This is a genomic window from Pseudomonas sp. PS02302 (genome assembly GCF_029959585.1).
Classification (GTDB): Bacteria; Pseudomonadota; Gammaproteobacteria; order Pseudomonadales; family Pseudomonadaceae; genus Chryseomonas; species Chryseomonas aestiva.
In genome coordinates this window covers 20,249-41,205 of the sequence record NZ_JASCON010000001.1, presented here as the reverse complement: position 1 = coordinate 41,205, position 20,957 = coordinate 20,249, and the positions used below count along the sequence as shown (strand labels likewise).

Sequence of the window (20,957 nt, the reverse complement as noted above, 5' to 3'; positions counted from 1 at the left end):
GCGCCAGCCCGGTCGGACTGCTCATTTACCACGCGTAAATCCGAGCACACACCTGGTTGAGATCCCCCAGCCGCATTCAACTGGGTTGGCTCTAGCTCGCGAGATCGTGTTGGCTCCTGCCCCAGGTGCCTCCCAAGGGAGGCACCGTTTCAGCTCCCCCTTCGGAGGCCCCATGTCCGCCGTCATGCCCCTGGAACAGCCCGCCGCTCTCAGCCTGAGAAACATCGGCAAGAAATACGCCGGCATCGAGGTGCTGGCCGGGGTGGACGTCGACATCCAGCCGGGTGAGGTCCTGGCCCTGCTCGGCGAGAACGGCGCCGGCAAGTCCACGCTGTCGTCGATCATCGCCGGCCTGGTACCCCCCGAGGCCGGTGGGCGCATGACCTGGCTGGGTCGCGACTACGTCCCGGATTCCCCCGGCGCCGCGCTGGCCGCCGGCATCGGCCTGATCCACCAGGAGATCCGCCTGCTGCCGGAGCTGACCATCGCCGAAAACATGTTCGTCGGCCGCCTGCCCATGCGCGGCGGGCGCATCGATCGCGCCTTCATGGCAACCGAGGCCCAGCGCCAGCTGGATCGCCTGGGCCTGAAGGTACCCGCCACACGCACCGTGGCCGGCCTCAGCGTGGCTGCCCAGCAACTGGTGGAGATCGCCAAGGCGCTGACCCTCAAGGCACGCCTGCTGATCCTCGACGAGCCCACCGCGGCCCTGGGTGGCGAAGAAACCGAGTTGCTGTTCGCCCAGGTCGAGCGGCTCAAGGCCGAGGGCGTGTCCTTCATCTATATCAGCCATCGTCTGGAAGAGATCGCGCGCATCGCCGACCGGGTGCTGGTCTTGCGCGACGGCCGCCAGATCGCCCTGCACGCCACCGCCCAGGTGCCGGTGCGGCAACTGGTGGAAGAGATGGTCGGGCGCAGCGTGGAACGCATCTTCCCGACCATGGCCGCGCCCGGTACGCAGGAGGTGCTGCGGGTCAAGGATCTCAGCTGCCGCGAGATGCCGCTCAAGCACATCGATTTCGCGGTGCGCGCCGGCGAGGTGTTCGGCGTCGCCGGGGTGGTCGGTGCCGGCCGTACCGAACTGGTCCGCGCCATCGCCGGCGCGGCCGAACAGGTCACCGGCACCCTGGTGCTGGAAGGCCGGACCTGCCGCTTCGCCAGCCCGTGCGAAGCCATCCAGGCCGGCATCGTGCTGGTGCCCGAGGATCGCAAGCAACAGGGCGTGGTGGTCGACCACGCCATCGAGGAAAACCTCATCTATGGCAACACCGATCTGCTCGCCGCCGGTGGCTGGGTGTCGCCCGGCAAGCTGCGCGCCTTCGCCCGCAAGGCGGTGGCGCGGCTCGGCGTGAAGGGCCAGCCGGAGCAGGCCATCGCCGCCCTCTCGGGTGGCAACCAGCAGAAGGTGATCATCGCCAAGTGGCTGGCGCGCAATCCCAAGGTCTTCATCCTCGACGAGCCCACCCGCGGCATCGACGTCGGCGCCCGCGCCGCCATTTACCAGGTGATCGCCGAACTGGCGGCCACCGGCATGGCGGTGATCGTGGTCAGCTCGGACCTCGACGAGGTCCTCGGCCTCTCGCACCGGGTCATGGTGATGAGCCGTGGCCAGCAGATGGGCATTCTCGAACGTGAACAGGCCACCCCGGTGGCCGTGATGGAATTGGCTACCGCCTGACTAGGAGTTTTCCCATGCGTCTCTTCGATCTCGGCGGCCAGACCGCCTTCGTCACCGGTGCCGGCAGCGGCATCGGCCAGGCCATCGCCATCGGTCTCGCCGAGGCCGGGGCCCAGGTGGCCTGCTTCGACCTGCCCGGCAGTCGCGACCTGGCCGGTACCGTCGAGCGTATCCAGGCCCACGGCCGCCGTGCCCTGGCCCTGGAAGGCTCGGTGACCAGCGCTGCCGATCTCGAGGCCGCCGTGGCCCGTACCGAAGCCGAACTCGGCCCGCTGAGCCTCGCCGTCAACAGCGCCGGCATCGCCAACGCCCAGCCGGCCGAGGAACTGGAATTGGAGCGCTGGCAGCGCATGCTCGACATCAACCTCACCGGGGTGATGCTCAGCTGCCAGGCCCAGGCGCGGGTGATGCTGCCGCGCGGCAAGGGAGCCATCGTCAACATCGCCTCCATGTCCGGCAGCATCGTCAACCGCGGCCTGCTGCAGGCCCACTACAACACCTCCAAGGCCGGCGTCATCCACCTGACCAAGAGCCTAGCGATGGAGTGGGCCGAGCGCGGCATCCGGGTCAACTGCATCAGCCCCGGCTACACCGCCACGCCGATGAACACCCGTCCCGAGGTGGCCGACCAGGTCAGGATCTTCGAGCAGACCACCCCGCTGGGCCGCATGGCCGAGGTGGAGGAAATGGTCGGCCCGGCGATTTTCCTCTGCAGCCCGGCGGCGTCCTTCTGCACCGGCGTCGATCTGATCGTCGATGGTGGTTTCGTCTGCTGGTAACAACCGCTGGCGATCACGCGCGCCGGATCGCCAACCGCCCTAGGAGGTTTCACGTGGAACGTCGCTTCGCTGGTCAAACCGTGGTCATCACCGGCGGTTGCCGTGGCATCGGTGAGGGTATCGCCGAGCGCTTCGGTCGTGAGGGCGCCAACCTGGTGCTGGTTTCCAACGCCGAGCGGGTACACGACACCGCTGCGCGGCTGGCCGCCGAGACCGGTGCCGAGGTGCTGCCGCTGGTGGTGGACATCACCGACGAGGCGGCGGTGGCCGACCTCTATGCCCAGGCCGAGGCCCGCTTCGGTCGCATCGACGTCTCGGTGCAGAACGCCGGGATCATTACCATCGACGCCTTCGACCGCATGCCACGCGAGGACTTCGATCGCATCCTGCAGGTCAACACCACCGGCGTCTGGCTGTGCTGCCGCGAGGCGGCCAAGCGCATGGTCGCCGCCGGGCGTGGCGGACGCCTGATCAACACCAGCTCCGGCCAGGGTCGCCAGGGCTTCATCTACACGCCGCACTATGCGGCGAGCAAGATGGGCGTCATCGGCATCACCCAGAGTCTGGCCCACGAACTGGCGCGCCATGGCATCACGGTCAACGCCTTCTGCCCGGGCATCATCGAAAGCGAGATGTGGGACTACAACGACCGGGTCTGGGGCGAGATCCTTTCCACCCCGGAAAAGCGCTATGGCCAGGGCGAACTGATGACCGAGTGGGTCGGCAACATTCCCATGAAGCGCGCCGGCACCCCCGCCGACGTGGCCGGCCTGGTGGCCTTCCTCGCCTCGGCGGACGCCGCCTACATCACCGGCCAGGCGATCAATGTGGACGGTGGCCTGATCATGTCCTGAGAAGCTGCTCATCGGCCACACGGCGTTGAAAAGCCCTTCGGAATGCTCATTTACCATTCGTAAACTCGGCTTCCTCAGGGCTTTTCGCCTTGCCTGACGCTAGCTCGCGCGCTGATGAGCCGCCTCGGGCCAGGACGCCAGGCCGCAAAAGCCTTGGCGTCCGATGGGAGGCTGAGGGAAAATAGCTGAAAAATGCGCCTTTCTAACAGGTACGTGCCTGCTTTTCGGTAGTTCGTCGCGGCCAGGGGACTTTCCCGGTCCGGGCTGGCGGCCGCGAGCGCGGCGTATCCGCTGGTACCGGGAATCTGGATGAGTAACCTCGAAGAACAACGCCTGCTGACCAAGATCGCCTCCCTCTACTACGAAGAGGGACTCAAGCAGTCGCAGATCTCCGAACAGCTCGACCTGTCGCAATCCTTCGTCAGCCGCGCCCTGAGCCGAGCGCTCAAGGAAGGCATCGTGCGCATCTCGGTGCAGCGCCCGCGCAACTTCCATCTGGAACTGGAGCGTCAGCTGCAGCAACGCTACGGCATCCGCCAGGCCATCGTGGTGGAACCCACCGGCGACGACGAAGAGGCCATCAAGCAGGCCATCGGCTCGGCGGCCGCCCACTACCTGGAAACCAGCGTCACCGAGAAGGACCACATCGGCATCTCCTCCTGGAGCTCCACCATCCGCGCCATGGTCGGCCACATGCACCGGGGCAGCAGTCGCCAGGGCGCGACCGAGGTGGTGCAGCTGCTCGGCGGGGTCGGCAACAAGGGCGCCTTCGAGGCCACCCTGCTGACCCAGCAACTGGCCAACCTGCTGGGTTGCCCGGCCTATCTGCTGCCGTCCCAGAGCATCGAGCAGTCACCGGAAAGTCGCCAGCGCATCCTGCAGCTGGACGAGGTGCGCGAGGTGACCGAACGCTTCGCCCGGCTCACCGTGGCGCTGGTCGGCATCGGCGAACTGGAGCCGTCGCAGCTACTGCGCAACAGCGGCAACTACCATGGCGAGGCCATGCTGGAGGTGCTCGCCGCCCGCGGCGCGGTGGGCGACATCTGCCTGAGGTACTTCGATGCCCAGGGCCGGCCGGTGCTGGACGACAGCGAAGAGACGGTGGTCGCGGTGGATCTGCCGCAACTGCTGAAGATCGACCGCGTGGTGGGTCTGGCCGGCGGCCTGCGCAAGGTCAACGCCATCCGCGGCGCGCTACAGGGTGGTTATCTGGATGTCCTGGTGGTCGATCTGCGCACCGCTCTGGCGCTGGTTCCCTGACCGACGCAAGGCGCTGCCAGAAACCGGCTCGAAAACGCGATTTCCTGCCAAACCGTACGTTGCACTTGGAAATCTTTGGCAACATTCGGCACGGGCTGATCCGTAAGCTGTAGGACGACTGTTCTCTGGATAGCGTCCCATGACCTCTGCGTCTTCGGCTTCGGCCACTGCCCTGCCCCCCTCCCAGCGCGCCGCCGCCCTGTCGGCGCGTCTCGATCGCCTGCCAGCCACCCGCAGCCTGTGGCGCCTGGTGGCGCTGCTGTCCATCGGCGGCTTCTTCGAACTCTACGACCTGTTCCAGACCGCCTACATCAGCCCCGGTCTGTTGCGCGATGGCGTCTTCCAGACCGGCGCGGCCGGGGTGTTCGGCGTCTCCGACCAGGCCGCCTTCGCCGCGGCCACCTTTCTCGGCCTGTTCGTCGGCGCCAGCCTGCTCAGCCCCATCGCCGACCGCTTCGGCCGCCGGGCGATCTTTACCTGGGCGCTGGTCGGCTACACCCTGGCGACCCTGGCCATGGGCCTGCAGACCACCGCCCTGGGGCTGATCGCCCTGCGCTTCGTGGTGGGCATCGGCCTGGGCCTGGAGCTGGTGACCATCGACGCCTATCTGTCGGAACTGGTGCCCAAGGCCATGCGCACCTCGGCGTTCGCCTTCGCCTTCGCCCTCCAGTTCCTCTCGGTGCCGGCGGTGGCGTTGCTGTCCTGGTGGCTGGTGCCCCAGGCGCCGCTGGGGATCTCCGGCTGGCGCTGGGTGGTGCTGTCCAGTGCCGTCTTCGCCCTGTTCATCTGGTGGCTGCGCCAGCGCCTGCCCGAATCACCGCGCTGGCTGGCCCAGCAGGGCCGGCTGGACGAAGCCGAACAGGGCGTGGAACGCCTGGAAGCCGCCTGCCAGGCCGACAGCGGCCAGCCGCTGCCGCCGCCAGCGGCAGTGGTGGAAGAACCTGCGGTAAGCGCGCGCTTCGCGGCGCTGTGGCAATCACCCTATCGGCGCCGGGTGATCATGCTGATCGTCTTCAACCTGTTCCAGGCCATCGGCTTCTTCGGTTTCGGCAACTGGCTGCCGGCGCTGCTCTCCGGCCAGGGCGTGAGCCTGACCCACAGCCTGGGCTATGCCTTCGTCATCACCCTCGCCTATCCGCTGGGGCCGCTGCTGTTCGTGCGCATCGCCAATCGCTTCGAGAACAAGTGGCAGATCGTCGGCTCCGCCCTGGGGACGGTGGGCTTCGGCAGCCTGTTCGCCCTGCAGCAGGGCGCCCTCGGTCTGATCCTCTGTGGCATCGGCATCACCTTCTGCAACGCCTGGCTGACCTTCGCCTTCCACTCCTACCAGGCCGAGCTGTTTCCCACCGCCATCCGCGCCCGGGCGGTGGGCTTCTGCTATTCCTTCAGCCGGCTGTCCACGGTGTTCAGCAGCCTGCTGATCGGCACCCTGCTGGAGCGCCTGGGCACCCCGGGCGTGCTCGCCTTCATCGTCGCCAGCATGCTGATCGTGGTGCTGACCATCGGCCTGTTCGGCCCGCGCACCCGCAACCGGGCGCTGGAGGACATCGCCCGCTGAAGGATTCCGGGTTCAGAGCCGGAACTGCCGCACCGCACCGCTCAGGTCACCGGCCAGGCGCGCCAGGTCGGTGCTGGCGGCCGCGGTCTGCCCGGCCCCGGCGGCGTTCTGGGTGGACAGGTCGCGAATGCTGGTGAGGTTGCGATCCACCTCGCGGGCCACCTGGGCCTGCTCCTCGGTGGCGGCGGAGATGCTCAGGTTGCGCTCGGTGATCTGCCCGATGTGGCGACCGATCTCGGCCAGGGCCTCGCCGGCGGCCGCGGCCACCTCCAGGCAGACACCAGCCTGCTGATTGCTGGTGGCCATGGCGTCCACCGCCTTGCCGGCGCCGCCCTGGATGGCGCCGATCATGTCTTCGATCTCGCCGGTGGACTGCTGGGTACGGGCCGCCAGGGCGCGCACCTCGTCGGCCACCACGGCAAAGCCGCGACCCGCCTCACCGGCACGCGCGGCTTCGATGGCGGCGTTGAGCGCCAGCAGATTGGTCTGCTCGGCGATGCCGCGGATGACGTCGAGCACCCCGCTAATGCGTTGCACCTGGGCGGCCAGGCCATCGATCTCGCCACTGCTGGAGGTCACGGCGCCATGCAGGGCGTGGATGGTGGTGAGGGTCTCCTCGACCCGGCGCTGACCGAGGTCGGCCGAGGTGCGCGAATCCTGGGCGGCGGCGCTGGCGGCGGCGGCGTTGCGCGCGACCTCCTCCACCGCGGCGGTCATCTGGTTGACGGCGGTGGCCGCCTGGGCCAGTTCATCGTTCTGCCGCTGAATGCCGCGCAGCCCGGTATCGGTGACCGTCGACAGCTCTTCGGAGGTGGATGCCAGGGTGGTGGACGACAGGGTCAGCCGCTCCAGGGTGCCGCGCAGGTTGTCCTGCATCCGCGCCATGGCCGCCAGCAACCGGCCGGGTTCGTCGCGCCCGTCCGGCTCGACGGTCCGGCTGAGGTCGTTGGCGGCGATGCGCTCGGCCACCGCCAAGGCCTTTTCCAGCGGCCCGGTGAGGCTGCGGGTAAAGCGCCAGGCCAGCAGCAGGGTACCGGCCAGGGCCGCCACCATCACCGCCACGGTGATGGCGATGGCGTTGTGGTAGCTGGCCATGGAAGCAGCGGCCAGCCGCGTGACCTTGCCGTCGACCACCCCGGCGAGTTCATTGACGGTAGCGCTCAGGGCATTGCCACTGTGGGCCATCTCGCCGTCCTGCCCGGCCAGCTTGAGCAGCTCGGCGTCGTTCTGGTCGTCCAGCGCCTTGAGATAGCGATTCTGGTTGTTCAGGTAGGTGGCCAGCTGGCCGGTCATCCGGGTGTAGACCTCCCGCCCGGTGTCGGTGAGCAACAGGGCGTCGAACTGGCGCACATGCTGTTCCAGGCTGGCCTTGGCCGCCTCGATGGCCTTGTGCACCGCCTGGGTCTCGGCGTTGGAGCTGGCCAGCATCAGGCCCTGGTTGTGCATGCGCAGACTCAGCAGATCGGCGCGGATCTCGCCGATGGTCTGGACGCTGGGGATGACATTGCCGACGATCTGCTCCTCGCCCTCCTTGATGACGCGATTCTGGCCCAGGGAAAACAGCCCGAGGCCGATCACCAGCAGGGCGAAGAAACCAAAGGCAACCAGGGCCCGCGGGGCGATGTTGAGGGAGCGTAGCTTCACCGGGAAGACCTCGAAAAAATGATTAGCCCCCTCATGATCGGCCAAACGGCGCCAGGCTTTAGGGTTCGCTGGCGCCGGATGAATGTTTTATCGCCTAGGCCTCCCCCGCCTCGCTCAAGCGCGTCTGCGCCAGCCGTTTCGCGCCGGCCACGTCGGCCTTGCCGGTCCCCAGTTTCGGCAGGCTGTCCACCGCCAGCCAGGCCGAAGGCAGCAGCAGTCCGCTCACCCCCTGGGCCAGCAGGGTCTTTTCCACCGCGGCGCCGTCCAGGGTGCCGGTATGCAGCACCACGATGCGCTCGCCCTTCCTGGCATCCGGCAGATTGACCGCCTGCAGCTCGATCTCCGGATCGGCCACCGCCTTGGCCAGGGCCTGCTCCACGGCGCCCAGGCTGACCATCTCGCCGCCGATCTTGGCGAAGCGCGAATAGCGGTCGACGATGGTGAGAAAGCCGTCCTCGTCCAGCCGACCCTGGTCGCCGGTCACGTACCAGCGCTCGCCGTCGATCTCGCGGATCGCCTTGGCGGTGCGCTCGGGATCGTTCAGGTAGCCCTGCATCAGTTGCGGCCCGCCGATCAGCACCATGCCGGCCTCGCCGGTGGGCAATTCGGCAAGGGTCTGGGGGTCGACGATCTTGAAGCCGGTCCCCGGCAGCGGCATGCCCACGGTGCCGAGCTTGCCGCCGCGCTGCACCTGCAGGTAGCTCATGTCCAGGGCATCGGGCAGGTTGACCGAGGCCACCGGCGCGGTCTCGGTGGCGCCGTAGCCCTCGTAGATGTCCTGGTTGAACTTGAGCTTGAAGGCCTCGCGCACCGCCGGATCCAGGCGCTCGGCACCGGCCACCACGATGCGCAGACTCTCCAGCATCAGCGGATGCACCTTGGTGTTGCGCACGAACAGCCGCAGGAAGGTCGAGGTGCCGCAGAGCACCGTGGCGCGGTGGGTCGCCACTGCCTTGGCGATGCCAGCCACGTCGGTGGGATCGGCCTGGCAGACCACCGGCACCCCCTCGATCAGCGGCAGGAACTGGGTCACGGTGAGGCCGAAGGCGTGGAACAGCGGCAGCGAGGCCATGAAGACGTCGTCGTCCTGGGTGTTGAGCACGTCCGAGGTCTGCTTGAGATTGGCCATGAGGTTGCTGTGGCTGAGCATCACCCCCTTGGGCGTGCCCTCGCTGCCACTGGAGAAGAGGATCGCGGCGGTGGCCTCGGGATCGTGGGCGCGACTCACCAGCACCTGCAGCATGGCGGTGGGCAACAGCCAGACCGCCAGCCAGTTGGCCAGTAGCTCGGCCTTGCCGATGCCGGCGCGCAACTCCTCCAGATCCACCACCTCGCGTCCGGCCAGCAACTCGTCCACCGGCAGGCCGCGCTTGCGCAGGCGGTCGAGGAAGCGCGTCGAGGTGTAGACGGTACGGATACCGGCCTGGTCCAGGCCGGATGCCAGCGCCTCGGGCGTGGCCGTGTAGTTGAGATTGACCAGGGTCTTGCCGGCCAGCAGCACCGCCATGTTGGCCAGCATGCCGCCGCTGCTGGTGGGCAGCAGCAGGCCGAGATTGGCCTCGGGCCGCTTGCGCATCCGCCGCGCCAGGCAGGCGGCGCCGGTAAGCGCCTGGGCGGCCTTGAGCGGAGCGCCCAGGTCGTCGATCAGCGCCAGGCCATTGGGCCGGCGCTTGACGCTGGCGACCCAGGCATCGGCCAGCGAAGGCAGGCCCTGCATGTAGCGCTCCCAGGAGCGGATCGACAACTCGAAGATCCGCCGCTTGAGCACATCGGCCGGAGTGTCCTTGGGCAACGCCTTGCCGAAGGCCACCACCACCTCGCGGTGCAGCGGGCTGTCACGCAGCTCCTTGAGCTTGCTGGAAGAGCGCGAGAACTGGCTGCCCCAGAGGCCGCGCAGGTAGAAGGGCACGATCTGCACCTCGGGACCGACCCGCTCGCAGGCCTTTTCGTAGCCGCGGCGGAATTCGCCGAGCTGACCGGTGCGGCTGATCGCCCCCTCCGGAAACAGGCAGACCACCTCGCCGGCGCTCAGCAGCCCGGCCACCTGCTCCAGCGCCGCGCCGGCGCCGGTACCCTGGGCGATGGGCAGGCAGCCCATGGCCTTGAGGAAGGGCTTCAGGTACCAGCGCTCGTAGATGGCGCGCAGCATCACGAAGCGTACCGGGCGCGGACTGGCGATCTGCACCATGGCCCAGTCCACCCAGCTGATGTGATTGCCCAGCAGCAGCACCCCGCCCTGGGCCGGCAGGTTCTGCAGGCCCTGCACCTGGATGCGGTAGTGCCGGGTGACCATCAGGCCGAGCAGGAAACGCACCAGGCTCTGGGGCAGCTTCCACACCGTGTAGGCGCCGCCGATCAGCGCCACGGCGGCGATCAGCAGCAACAGCCAGCGACTGTCCAGACCGAGCAGGGCGATCACCGCGGTGAGCACCAGAAAGCTCAGCATGGCGACGTTCTGCACCCAGTTGTTGGCCGCCAGCACCGTACCGAGCTGATCCTCGCGGGCATGGAACTGGATCAGGGCGTTGAGCGGGACGATGAATAGCCCGCCCATCAGGCCGATGAAGATGAAGTTGAGCGCATGCACCCAGGCCGAACTGGGCGCCGGCAGCCACCACAGGCCGAGGGCGATGCCCAGGGCGCCCACCGGGATCAGCCCGGTCTCGATACGCCCGCGGGAGGCCCGACTGGCCAGCGCCGAGCCGATCGCGATGCCGATGCCGGCGCAGGCCAGGATGCCCTGCAACAGCAGCACGTTGTCGATGCCCAGATGATCCTTGGCATAGGCCGGAAAGCTCGCCAGCAGCACCTGGCCCACCGACCAGAACACCGCCAGGCCGATGATCGACAGGCGGATCACCGGATTCTCGCCGATCACCGCCAGGTTGCGTCGGGCGGTCTGCAGCCGCAGATAGGCATGCCAGTCGAAGGGCTCGCGCGGCCTGGGCTCGTCCAGCAGCGGCAGGCGATAGAGCAGCGCCACCTCGGCCAGGCTGCAGAGCACCAGCAGCCAGCCCAGCGGGGCGATGTCCTGCAGGATCGCATGGGGCGTGGCCTGGCCCTCGCCCAGGTGCAGCTGGAAGAAGGCGGTGAAGACCACGGTGCCGGCGAGAATGGCGATGATGGAATTGGCCTGCACCAGGCCATTGCCCTCGGCCAGCCGCTGCTTGCCGAACAGCGCCTTGATGTAGCCGTACTTGGCCGGCGAATAGAAGGTCGCCTGGATGGCCAGCAGGAGCGTCATGGCGAAGGCCAGTTCGAACAGCCCGGCATAGTAGGCCAGGGTGATGCCCAGGGTGATGGCCACCGCCGCCCAGCCGCCAAGGCGCAGCACCCGGACCTTGGCGAAGCGATCGGCCACATGGCCGGAAGGACTGAACAGCAGGATGAAGGGCAACAGCATCATGCCGTTGACCAAGGCGGTCAGCACCACCTGAGTGGAACCGTCATAGACCTTGAACACGGTGTTCTGGATGACGATCTTGTGGCCAAGATCGACGAAGGCGTTGAGAAAGACGGCGATCAGGTAGGGCCAGGCCCCCTTGATCCGGTGCAGCTTGTCCATGCGGAGTCTCTTTCGAGCAGGGGAATCCGTAGCCTGAGTGAGACGCTCTGGCAGCGCAAGCAGCGCCATTGGTCAACAAATATGCGAATCAGGGCTATACAAGCTCGTGAAAGCGAGTATGGTGTGGGCACTGCTACTGCAATAGTTACTCGATACCTGCTTGATGTTGCTTCATTTTCATCTCCTGGCTCGTCTCACTCTCGCATTACAGTCCCGCTAGCGAATGTCTCGCTAACGTGGTTGTTCCCCCTACACCCTGGAGATACTCATGTCCAATCGTGAAAATGGCACCGTCAAGTGGTTCAACGATGAGAAAGGCTACGGCTTCATCACCCCGGAAAGCGGCGCCGACCTGTTCGTGCACTACCGCTCCATCGAAAGCGCCGGCTTCAAGAGCCTGAGCGAAGGCCAGAAGGTCACTTTCGTGGCTGTCAAAGGCCAGAAGGGTATGCAAGCTGACCAGGTTCAAGTCGTCTAACGACTGATCCGGTTGCAGAAAGGCCCCACTTCGGTGGGGCTTTTTCGTTTCTGGGATTTGGGTTTTGCGGAATCGTCCATCTCCGTCACAAAGACGCTGGCTGCCTAAACCACCCAAAGCCTCAGGCGCGCCCAATGCCCCTCCCAGTAGGGCGAACGCAATCGTTGCGTAAGGGGTCGAGCGGCATGGATGCCGCGAGAGTCGCGAGGGCCAGGGAAGGCCCTTCGCGGCGGGCCCCTGGAGCGACGATGGAGAGAACGGACCCCGGCGCAGCCGGGGCCGGATGGCGGGGCAAGCGTTTTTGGTTACTTTTGCCGCGACTGGCAAAAGTGACTCGCCCGGCGGGGGCGAAACAAGAGGTAGCCGCAAACCTCGATAGTCAGCCAAACAGCCCTGGCATTGGCTTACCCCTTGTCATACGCCCGCTCCAACGCCTCGTTGAGCGTCCGCAACACCTTCACCCGCGCGAACCTCTTGTCGTTGGCCTCCACCAGCGTCCAGGGCGCGATGGCGGTGCTGGTCTGCACCACCATGTCGTTGACCGCCTGGCTGTAGAGGTCCCACTTGTCCCGGTTGCGCCAGTCGTCCTCGGTGATCTTGAATCGCTTGAAGGGCGTTTCCTCGCGGGCGCGGAAGCGCTCCAGCTGGGTGTCCTGGTCGATGGCCAGCCAGAACTTGGCCAGCACGAGGCCGGCGTCGTGGAGCTGTTCCTCGAAGTCGTTGATCTCGCCATAGGCACGCTGCCAGTCGGCGGCGGGGGTCAGCCCCTCGACCCGCTCCACCAGTACCCGGCCGTACCAGGAGCGATCGAAGATGGTGAAATTGCCCTGCCGCGGGATATGCCGCCAGAAGCGCCAGAGATAGGGCTGGGCCAGTTCTTCGTCGCTGGGCGCGGCAACCGGGACGATGCGGTACTGCCGGGGATCCAGGGCGCCGGTGACGCGGCGGATGGCGCTGCCCTTGCCAGCGGCGTCGTTGCCCTCGAAGGCCGCCACCAGGGCATGGCGGCGATACTTCTTGTCGCGCAGCCGCCGCGCCAGCCGGGCCTGCTCGGCGAGCAGTTGGTCGTCGTAATCGGCCTTGTCCAGGCGCTGACTCAGGTCCATGGCCTCCAGCACGCCGCGGCCATCGACCGGCGGCGGCAGCACCGCGGCGGCTCTGCGCTGCCTGCGCGGCTTGTTGGCCAGGGCGCGCTGCAGCGCCTTGAGCAGCACGGTGCCGACGGTCAGGCTGCGAAAGCGCTCGTCGAAACCGGGCACCACGTGCCAGGGGGCATAGTCCTGATGGGTTCGCCGCACCACGCGCTCGCCCTCCTTGACGAAGCGGTCGTAAACCTTGGCCTGGCGCCAGTCCAGCGGACTGAGCTTCCAGCCCAGGCGGGGATCGTTCTTGAGGTGCTTCAGGCGCTGCTTGAGCTGGGGCTTGGAGAGGTGGAACCAGAACTTGAGGATCAGCGCGCCTTCGTCGGCGAGCATGCGCTCGAAACGTTCCGCCTGGCCGATGGCGGCATCCAGCTCGACACGACTGAGTTCCTTGTTGACCCGGCCGTGCAGCATCTGGCTGTACCAGTTGCCAAAGAACACGCCGATCCGCCCCTTGCCCGGCAGGCGCTGCCAGTAGCGCCACGCCGGCGGATGCTGGCGTTCCTCGTGGCTGGGCTGCAGAAAGGTCTCGACACGGATCAGGCGCGGATCCATCCACTCGTTGAGCAGCTTGACGGTCTCGCCCTTGCCCGCCCCCTCGATGCCATTGATCAGCACGATCACCGGGAAGCGGCCTTGGGTCTTGAGTTCGTACTGGGCGGCCAGCAGCGCCTCGCGCAGCTTGGGCAGCTTGGCGTCGTAGGTGGCCTCGTCGAGCAGGTGTTCGTTTTCGGCGGCTTCGAACATCCGGATCTCCTTGCGCGGGTGGTCGGGCAACTATAGCCCTTCTGACCGACCCGGCGGCAGGCGGTGCCCGAGCCGACATCCATGACCGAAATATGACGATTAAATGAAATTTGGCATCTCCCGCTGTTGTAGCGGTCTTCCCACCGTTAGGCTCCCGCGCAGAGCGGGTCTGCAGTCCACCCATAAGGAGAGTTCGATGGCCTTTCGTTTCGATGCGCGGCAACCGGCTGACGAGGAAGTCCGCCGCGTGGTGACGGATCGTCTGGTACAGGCTGAGGCGTCCCTGTCCAGCGGTACCCCCAAAGGCGTGCACGAGACGCGCAAGCGCCTCAAGGAATTGCGCGCCCTCCTGCGGCTGCTGCACGGCGCCCTGGGCAAGCGCGCCTTCGCCAGTCGCAATCGGCGCCTGCGCGACCTCGGGCGCGAGCTGTCCTCGCTGCGTGACAGCGCCGCCCTGGTGGAAAGCTGGGACAAGCTGGGCGAGTCCGATCGCAAGAGATTCGCCTCGCCGGCCATGAAGCGCGTGCGCCAGCGCCTACAGGAGCGCGCTGACCAGCAGATCGCCGCGGCCAGCGGCCATCCCGCGTTGCTCGAGGCGCTGACCACCCTGCGTGAGGAGGTGGCCGGCTGGAAACTCGCCGGCAAGGGCTTCGCCCTCTTCGCCCGCGGCCTGGAAGACAACTACAAGGCCGGGCGCCAGGCGCTCAAGACCGCACGCGACAAGCCCACCGACGATACCCTGCACGACTGGCGCAAGCGGGTGAAGGATCACTGGTATCACACCCAGTTGCTTGCCGCGGCCTGGCCGGCGGAGTTCAAGACGCGGCAGAAGAGCCTCAAGCGTCTTTCGGAATACCTGGGCGACGATCACGACCTGGCGGTGATGCAGCAGCTGTTGGTGGATGAGCCGACCCTGTTCGGCGCCAGCAACACCCGCCTGGCCATCGGCGAAAGCCTGGCCCAGCAGCGCGAGCGGCTGCAGGCGAAGGCCTTTTCCCTGGGCCTGCGCCTCTATCTGGACAAGCCCACCGCCCTTGCCGAGCGCTGGCGCGATCTCTGGCGCCTGGCCAGTCGCCCCTATGTGCCGCGCAAGGTCAAGGGTAGGCCCAAGTCGGCACCAGTCGGGCTGTTGCCGCACTTGGTCGAAGAATCGTCAGTCTAACGCCTGGGCCAGAGGGGATCTGTAGCGTCTGGTGGTGGTCCAACCCTGGGCATACCACCACGACGAGGTCTCGCGATGAAATCCAAGCTGCTCGCTTCCCTGTTTGCCTGTTCCGTCCTGGCCAGCACCGCGGCCCTGGCTGACCAGCCCGGTGCCGACTGGATGCCCATGAACGACGTCAAGTCCAAGCTCATGGAGCAGGGCTACACCTCGATCAGCAAGATCGAAGCCGATGACGGTCAGTGGGAAGGCGAAGGCATGAAGAAAGATGGTATGAAGTACGACTTCCATGCCGACGCCAAGACCGGCAAGATCACCAAGGAAAAGATGGACATGTGATCCCCCGGGGATCCGATCACGAGGTCGGATCCCTGCCTGCACCTGCCGCCTCTTCCCACGCCTTCCGCCCGGTCGGCCCCTCCTGAGCCGCCTCCTCGTCACCTAGGAACCTCCATGTACAGTACCGCTTTGGTCGAGCTGCTGCGCACCCACGAGCGGTCGCTGCTCGATGCCTGGATCGGCGCCCAGCGCGCCGCCGGCATGCGCATCGACCTGCTCGACGAAACCACCATCCTGGCCAATTCCGCCGAGTTGCTGCGATTGGTCACCGTGGCCGCCGCCCAGGGCCTGGGCAATCTGCGCGAGCCGCACTGGCAGCCGGTACGGGCGCTGCTGGAGCGCTTCTCCTTCGACCAGAGCCGCGCGGGCCTGACGCCCACCCAGACGGCGACCTTCGTCTTCTCGCTCAAGGAGCCGCTGTTCAACCTGATCCAGAACGAATGCGACGATCCGCTCGCCGAGATCTGGACCGCCACCCGGCTGATCGACGATCTCGGCCTGTACAGCATGGAAAGCTACATGAACGGCCGCGAGACGGTGATCCGCGAACAGCAGGAAAGCATGCTGGAACTGTCTACCCCAGTGGTCGAACTGTGGGACGGCATCCTCGCCATCCCGCTGATCGGCGCGCTGGACAGCAACCGCACCCAGGTGGTGATGGAATCGCTGCTGGAAAAGATCGTCCAGACCGAGTCGGACATCGCCATCATCGACATCACCGGCGTGCCCACGGTGGACACCATGGTCGCCCAGCACCTGCTCAAGACGGTGACCGCCGCCCGCCTGATGGGCGCCCAGTGCATCATCAGCGGCATCCGCCCGCAGATCGCCGCCACCATCGTCCACCTGGGCGTGGACCTGGGCGACGTGATCACCAAGGCGTCGCTGGCCGATGCCTTCCGCCTGGCCCTGCGCCAGCGGGGCGTGCGCCTGGCCGCCCCGGCCAAGGTCTGAGGAACACGCCATGATCGAGCGGATTCCGATCCTCAAGCTGGGCCCCTTCCTGCTGCTGAGCATCCAGGTGGACATGCACGACCAGTTGGCGCTGGACCTGCAGGAAGACCTCACCGAGCAGATCGTGCGACACAAGGCCAAGGGCGTGCTCATCGACATCTCGGCGCTGGAAATCGTCGATTCCTTCATTGGCCGGATGCTCTCCCACATCGCCCAGGTCTCGCGCATCCTCGATGCCAAAGTGATCGTGGTCGGCATGCAGCCGGCGGTGGCCATCACCCTGGTGGAGCTGGGACTGGCGCTGGACGGCATCGCCACGGCGCTGAACATGGAAAAGGGCATGCGCCGGCTGGAGGCCATGGTCGCCGCGGACGAATCGCTGGAGGAGTCAAAGGGTGGCGAAGACACAGACGCTTCCACTCCGCCAGGAGACTGACATCGTGCTGATCCGTCAGCAGGTGCGCAAGGTCGCCGAAGCCATCCGCCTGGGCCTGATCTCCCAGACCAAGATCGTCACCGCGGCCAGCGAGATCGCGCGCAACGGCCTGGTCTACGGGCTGGGTGGCGAATGCCTGATCGAGGAAACGCTGCGCGCTGGCAAGCCGGCGATTCGCCTGGTGATCCGTGACAACGGTCCGGGCATCGCCGACCTCGACCGCGCCATGGTCGACGGCTACACCTCGGGCAAGGGCCTGGGCCTCGGCCTGTCCGGCTCGCGGCGACTGGTGGACGATTTCCACATCGACAGCCAACCCGGCCAGGGCACCACCGTCGAACTCTGGAAATGGCGTTGAACGACCAGCCGTGCAGCCTGGTGCTGCCGGTGACCACCAGTGTCCACGTCGATGCCGCCCGGCGCGCCCTGGTCCGGCTGGCCGCCACCGTCACCGCCGATGAAACCCTGCTCGGGCGCCTGACCATCGTCGCCCAAGAGCTGGGCTACAACCTGGTTCGCCATGCCGGGCACGGCGAGCTCCTGGCCACCCTGAGCGGCGAAGGCGTGCTGGATGTCCTGGCGGTGGATCGCGGGCCGGGCATGCACGACGTCGCCCGCTGCCTGAGCGATCACTACAGCACGGCGGCCACCCTGGGTGCCGGTCTGGGGGCGATCCGCCGGCAGTCCGATGTCTTCGACATCCATTCGCGACCGGGCCAGGGCACGGTGGTGCTGGCGCGCTTCCATCTCGCCGGAGCGCCCAACAGCCGGTTGCAGCATGGCGCCCTGTGCACGCCGCACCCCGAGGAAGAGGTCTGCGGTGACACCTGGGCGGTCAGCGGACGGCGCCTGCTGGTGTGCGATGGCCTGGGGCATGGCCAGCAGGCCGCCATGGCCAGTCGCCGGGCGCGGGAGGTGTTCCTGCGCCATGGCGCGCACCTGCCGCTGCAGCGGCTGATGGAGAATCTGCACCAGGCGCTGATGGACACCCGCGGCGCCGCCCTGGCGCTGGCCGAGCTGGACCCGGATCAGGGCCAGGTGAGCTTTTGCGGCATCGGCAATATCGCCGGACGCCTGCTCGGCAACACCTCGCGCAGCCTGGTGTCCAACAACGGCACCCTGGGCTACCGGATCGGCCGGATCCAGAGCTATACCTACCCCTGGACACCCGGCACCCTACTGGTGCTGAACTCCGATGGACTGACGTCCAAGGTAGAACTGGGCGAGCACTCCGGGCTTGGGGCGCGCCATCCGGCCCTGATCGCCGCCCTCCTGCACCGTGACTTCCGGCGCTCCGCCGACGATGCCACCGTTTTGGTACTCAAGCATGTCTGACGTCTTGCCCCTGCTGACCCTCGCCCTGCGCAGCGAGCAGGACATCGTGCACTGCCGCCAGGCCGCCAAGCGCCTGGCCGCGGCCCTGGAATGGCCGGTGCTGGAGCAGATCCGCCTGGCCACCGCGGTCTCCGAACTGGCGCGCAACATCCATCAGTACGCCGGCAGCGGTCAGTTCGACTTCGCTCTGCTGCGTGACGAAAGCCAGCGCCTGCGCGGCCTGGAGGTGCGAGCGATCGACCAGGGGCCGGGCATCGCCGAGATGGAGGCCATCCGCGCGGGCAGCTATCGCTCCAGCACCGGCATGGGCATCGGTCTGCGCGGCGCCCAGCGACTGTTCGACGACTTCGACATCCAGACTTCCCCCGCCGGTACCCGCATCACCGCCCGCAAGTACCAGGCGCCACGCGCCTTTCCCGAGGCGGCGCTGCTGCAGGCGCTGACGGCCGAGTTGCAGGGCAGTCCGCCAGCGGACCCCTATCAGCAGATCCGCCTGCAGAGCGAAGAGCTGCTGCTGACCAACACCGAACTGCAACTGCGCCAGTCGGAACTGGAGGTCACCAACAAGGAACTGGAAAACACCAATCAGGGGGTGGTGGCGCTCTATTCCGAACTGGAAAAGGCCACCCAGGAACTCAAGGAGGCCAGCGAGGCGAAGACGCGCTTCTTCTCCAACATGACCCATGAATTCCGTACCCCGATCAACATCATCGAGAATATCGCCAAGCTGCTCGCCAGCGGCGTGGACGGGGCGCTCAATGCCGAACAGCAGCGCCAGGTGCGCTTCATCAGCGACGCGGCGCTGGAACTGGCCAATCTGGTCAGCGAGCTGCTGGCCCTGGCCGAGGTGCAGTCCGGACGCCTGACCATCGTGCCCCAGCCCTTTGCCCTGGCGCCCTTCATCGATCGCCTCGAACAGTTCGCCGCGGCCCTGGCGCCACGCTATCCCCAGGTCAGCTTCAGCGTCGCCCCGCCGCCTGCGGAAGTGCTGCTGGATACCGACGAGAGCCGGCTGTTCCAGGTGCTGCGCAACCTGATCTCCAACGCCTTCAAGTACACCCCCCAGGGCCAGGTGCGCATCCAGGTATTCCAGCCGGACGACGCCAGCCTGGAATTCTTGGTGGAAGACAGCGGCATTGGCATCGCTGCCGCGGATCAGCAGAAGATCTTCGAGGAATTCGAGCGCATCCGCTCGCCGCACCTGACCCACATCGAAGGCACCGGCCTGGGCCTGCCCCTCGCCCAGCGCCTGGCCGTGCTGCTCGGTGGCGAGCTGTCCCTCGACAGCGCGGTCGGTCGCGGCAGTCGCTTCACCCTGCGCCTGCCACGTCTCTACGCCAGCCACCGGGATGCCGCGCCGGAACCCGATCTCAGCGGTCTCACCGTACTGGTGATCGAGGACAACGAAGGGGATCGCTATCTGATCCGCCGCACCCTCGAACGCCTCAATCCGGTCCTGCTGGAGGCCGACAGCGCCCGCAGCAGCCTGGATCGCCTCAACGCCGTGCGCCCGGACATCATCATCCTCGACCTCGACCTCCCCGACATCAACGGCGAGGACCTGCTCGCCAGCATGGACTGGAGCATGCACCGGCGGGTGCTGATCAATACCGCCCAGCCGCTGGACGAGGCGGGTCGCCAGCGGCTGCAGGACTATTGCCACGCCATCCTGTTCAAGCATGCCCCCGATCACGCCGAGCGGCTGCTGGCCGAGGTCTGCGCCCTGGCGCGGAGCCTGTCCGATGACTAGCGCCCCGCGCCGCATCGTCATCATCGACGACACCGAAGCCAATCGCTATGTGCTGCGCAAGATCCTTGGCAGCCAGCGCCACTATGAGGTCCTGGAAGCGGCCAGCGGCGCCGGCGGCCTGGCGCTGATCGACGCATCCGTCGAGCTGGTGATCATCGACGTCAACCTGCCGGACACCACCGGCTTCGAACTGATCCAGGCCATCGAGCGCAAGTGCGGCTGGGGCCGGTTGCCGGCCATCATCAACATCTCGGCCACCTTCGTCTCCGGCAAGGACAAGGCCCAGGGCTTCAACACCGGGGCCCAGGCCTATCTGACCCACCCGATCAATCCGGAAGAGGTGCTGGCCACCGTTGGCGCCCTGCTCAAGGCCAGCTCCCGGGTCGGGCACATGGAACAGCAGCGCAATTCGGCCATCGCCCGCAGCGAGAACCTGCAGGCGGAAAAGGTCATGCTCGAACGCTTCATGAGATCGCTCAACCACGACCTGCGCTCGCCGCTCACCGCCGCCACCATGGTGGTCAACCTGATGCAGCGTAGTCCGGCGCGGCGTACCGACGATCTGCTGCAGACCCTGCACGACAACCTGCAACGCATGAACCAGATGATCACCGACGTGCTGGACATCAGTCACATGAGCCTGGGCGGCGGTGTCCGCCTCAGCGGCGATCCGCTAGTGCTGGGTCCGCTGCTGAACGAGGCCGCGGCCAATCTGCAGCTGCAATTCAGCAACCCCCTCGACCTGCAGCTGGAGACCCCGGAGCTGGAGGTGCTATGGGACAGATATGCCTTTCTGCGCATCTTCGACAACCTGGTGCTCAACGCCGCCAAGCACGGCGAGGCGGGGACGCCGATCCAGGTCCGCCAGTGGTTGGCGGATGACCAGGTCATGCTGGAGCTGCGCAACCTTGGGCAGTTCCCCGACGAAGTCCTGGCCAACCTGGCCACGCCCTATTTCATCTCCACCCGCAGCGACAAGCGCGGCTGGGGCCTGGGCCTGCCCATCGTCAAGGCGCTCAGCGAAAGCTTCGGCGGCGAGGCACGCTTCGCCAACGGCGCGGGCGAGGTGGTCATCACCCTGCACCTGCCGGTGCGCCTGGCCTAGCGCAGCGCCTACGGACCGGATGGCGGTTGGGCTGAGACAGCGGGTAGCGTGGAAAACCGCGCAGCGTTTTCCACTGGGGTAAGACGAGGGCCTCGGAGACTTGGACAAGGCTGCGCCGTTGTCCACGCTACGGTGCCACCTCTGGCTGTTGGGCTGCGACGGTGGAGCTGT

The 20,957-nt window shown here is 66.9% G+C and carries 17 protein-coding genes; 14 read left to right on the top strand and 3 right to left on the bottom strand.

Annotated elements, in window-relative coordinates:
• Positions 1-172 precede the first annotated feature (172 nt).
• The 5 genes from QMX82_RS00185 to QMX82_RS00165 all read left to right on the top strand — a co-directional run bounded on the left by QMX82_RS00185 (position 173) and on the right by QMX82_RS00165 (position 6,129).
• Positions 173-1,678, top strand: a complete 1,506-nt coding sequence (locus QMX82_RS00185) for a sugar ABC transporter ATP-binding protein (RefSeq protein ID WP_273861028.1) — start codon at positions 173-175, stop codon at positions 1,676-1,678.
• 14 nt (positions 1,679-1,692) lie between these two features.
• Positions 1,693-2,457: an SDR family oxidoreductase gene (locus QMX82_RS00180; RefSeq protein WP_133860277.1), complete on the top strand. Its 765-nt coding sequence runs from the start codon at positions 1,693-1,695 to the stop codon at positions 2,455-2,457.
• A gap of 53 nt (positions 2,458-2,510) precedes the next feature.
• Entirely contained in the window at positions 2,511-3,311 is an 801-nt protein-coding gene (locus QMX82_RS00175; RefSeq protein ID WP_280310225.1) for an SDR family oxidoreductase, read from the top strand.
• Between the two features lie 309 nt (positions 3,312-3,620).
• Positions 3,621-4,571 carry a sugar-binding transcriptional regulator gene (locus QMX82_RS00170; protein WP_027600541.1) on the top strand — a complete coding sequence of 317 codons (951 nt, stop codon included), beginning with the start codon at positions 3,621-3,623 and terminating at the stop codon, positions 4,569-4,571.
• 139 nt (positions 4,572-4,710) lie between these two features.
• Positions 4,711-6,129, top strand: a complete 1,419-nt coding sequence (locus QMX82_RS00165) for an MFS transporter (protein ID WP_280310223.1) — start codon at positions 4,711-4,713, stop codon at positions 6,127-6,129.
• Between the two features lie 12 nt (positions 6,130-6,141).
• Here QMX82_RS00165 and QMX82_RS00160 read toward each other — a convergent pair whose 3' ends face one another.
• Together QMX82_RS00160 and QMX82_RS00155 are read right to left on the bottom strand one after the other, a co-directional pair.
• Positions 6,142-7,773, bottom strand: coding sequence for a methyl-accepting chemotaxis protein (locus tag QMX82_RS00160; protein ID WP_178118423.1), 1,632 nt, complete (start codon positions 7,771-7,773; stop codon positions 6,142-6,144).
• 94 nt (positions 7,774-7,867) lie between these two features.
• Positions 7,868-11,338 carry an acyl-[ACP]--phospholipid O-acyltransferase gene (locus tag QMX82_RS00155; protein WP_282280807.1) on the bottom strand — a complete coding sequence of 1,157 codons (3,471 nt, stop codon included), beginning with the start codon at positions 11,336-11,338 and terminating at the stop codon, positions 7,868-7,870.
• Positions 11,339-11,606: 268 nt separating this feature from the next.
• On the opposite strand from QMX82_RS00155, the gene QMX82_RS00150 reads away from it, so the two are divergent.
• Positions 11,607-11,816, top strand: a complete 210-nt coding sequence (locus QMX82_RS00150; protein WP_007160189.1) for a cold-shock protein — start codon at positions 11,607-11,609, stop codon at positions 11,814-11,816.
• A 404-nt stretch (positions 11,817-12,220) separates the two neighbouring features.
• Here the strand turns inward: QMX82_RS00150 and pap are convergent, their stop codons facing one another.
• Entirely contained in the window at positions 12,221-13,705 is a 1,485-nt protein-coding gene (gene pap / locus QMX82_RS00145) for a polyphosphate:AMP phosphotransferase (protein ID WP_282280806.1), read from the bottom strand.
• A gap of 196 nt (positions 13,706-13,901) precedes the next feature.
• Here pap and QMX82_RS00140 point away from each other — a divergent pair, with 196 nt between their 5' ends.
• The 8 genes from QMX82_RS00140 (at position 13,902) to QMX82_RS00105 (ending at position 20,786) form a co-directional block, all read left to right on the top strand.
• Complete coding sequence (locus tag QMX82_RS00140; protein WP_282280805.1) at positions 13,902-14,867, top strand: CHAD domain-containing protein; 966 nt, start codon at positions 13,902-13,904, stop codon at positions 14,865-14,867.
• Between the two features lie 75 nt (positions 14,868-14,942).
• Positions 14,943-15,206: a PepSY domain-containing protein gene (locus tag QMX82_RS00135; RefSeq protein WP_059313049.1), complete on the top strand. Its 264-nt coding sequence runs from the start codon at positions 14,943-14,945 to the stop codon at positions 15,204-15,206.
• A 114-nt stretch (positions 15,207-15,320) separates the two neighbouring features.
• Positions 15,321-16,160, top strand: a complete 840-nt coding sequence (locus tag QMX82_RS00130) for an STAS domain-containing protein (RefSeq protein WP_208693389.1) — start codon at positions 15,321-15,323, stop codon at positions 16,158-16,160.
• A 10-nt stretch (positions 16,161-16,170) separates the two neighbouring features.
• Positions 16,171-16,596 (top strand): STAS domain-containing protein, encoded by a 426-nt coding sequence (locus tag QMX82_RS00125; RefSeq protein WP_208693388.1) that lies wholly within the window; start codon positions 16,171-16,173, stop codon positions 16,594-16,596.
• 4 nt (positions 16,597-16,600) lie between these two features.
• The gene (locus tag QMX82_RS00120) at positions 16,601-16,954 is read left to right on the top strand and encodes an ATP-binding protein (RefSeq protein WP_208693387.1); all 354 of its coding nucleotides are present in this window, start codon (positions 16,601-16,603) and stop codon (positions 16,952-16,954) included.
• Positions 16,945-17,931 carry a SpoIIE family protein phosphatase gene (locus QMX82_RS00115; RefSeq protein WP_442969360.1) on the top strand — a complete coding sequence of 329 codons (987 nt, stop codon included), beginning with the start codon at positions 16,945-16,947 and terminating at the stop codon, positions 17,929-17,931. The genes QMX82_RS00120 and QMX82_RS00115 overlap by 10 nt, the downstream gene beginning before the upstream one ends.
• The gene (locus tag QMX82_RS00110; RefSeq protein WP_282280803.1) at positions 17,924-19,681 is read left to right on the top strand and encodes an ATP-binding protein; all 1,758 of its coding nucleotides are present in this window, start codon (positions 17,924-17,926) and stop codon (positions 19,679-19,681) included. The genes QMX82_RS00115 and QMX82_RS00110 overlap by 8 nt, the downstream gene beginning before the upstream one ends.
• Entirely contained in the window at positions 19,674-20,786 is a 1,113-nt protein-coding gene (locus QMX82_RS00105; RefSeq protein WP_208693385.1) for a hybrid sensor histidine kinase/response regulator, read from the top strand. The genes QMX82_RS00110 and QMX82_RS00105 overlap by 8 nt, the downstream gene beginning before the upstream one ends.
• The last annotated feature ends 171 nt before the right edge of the window (positions 20,787-20,957 follow it).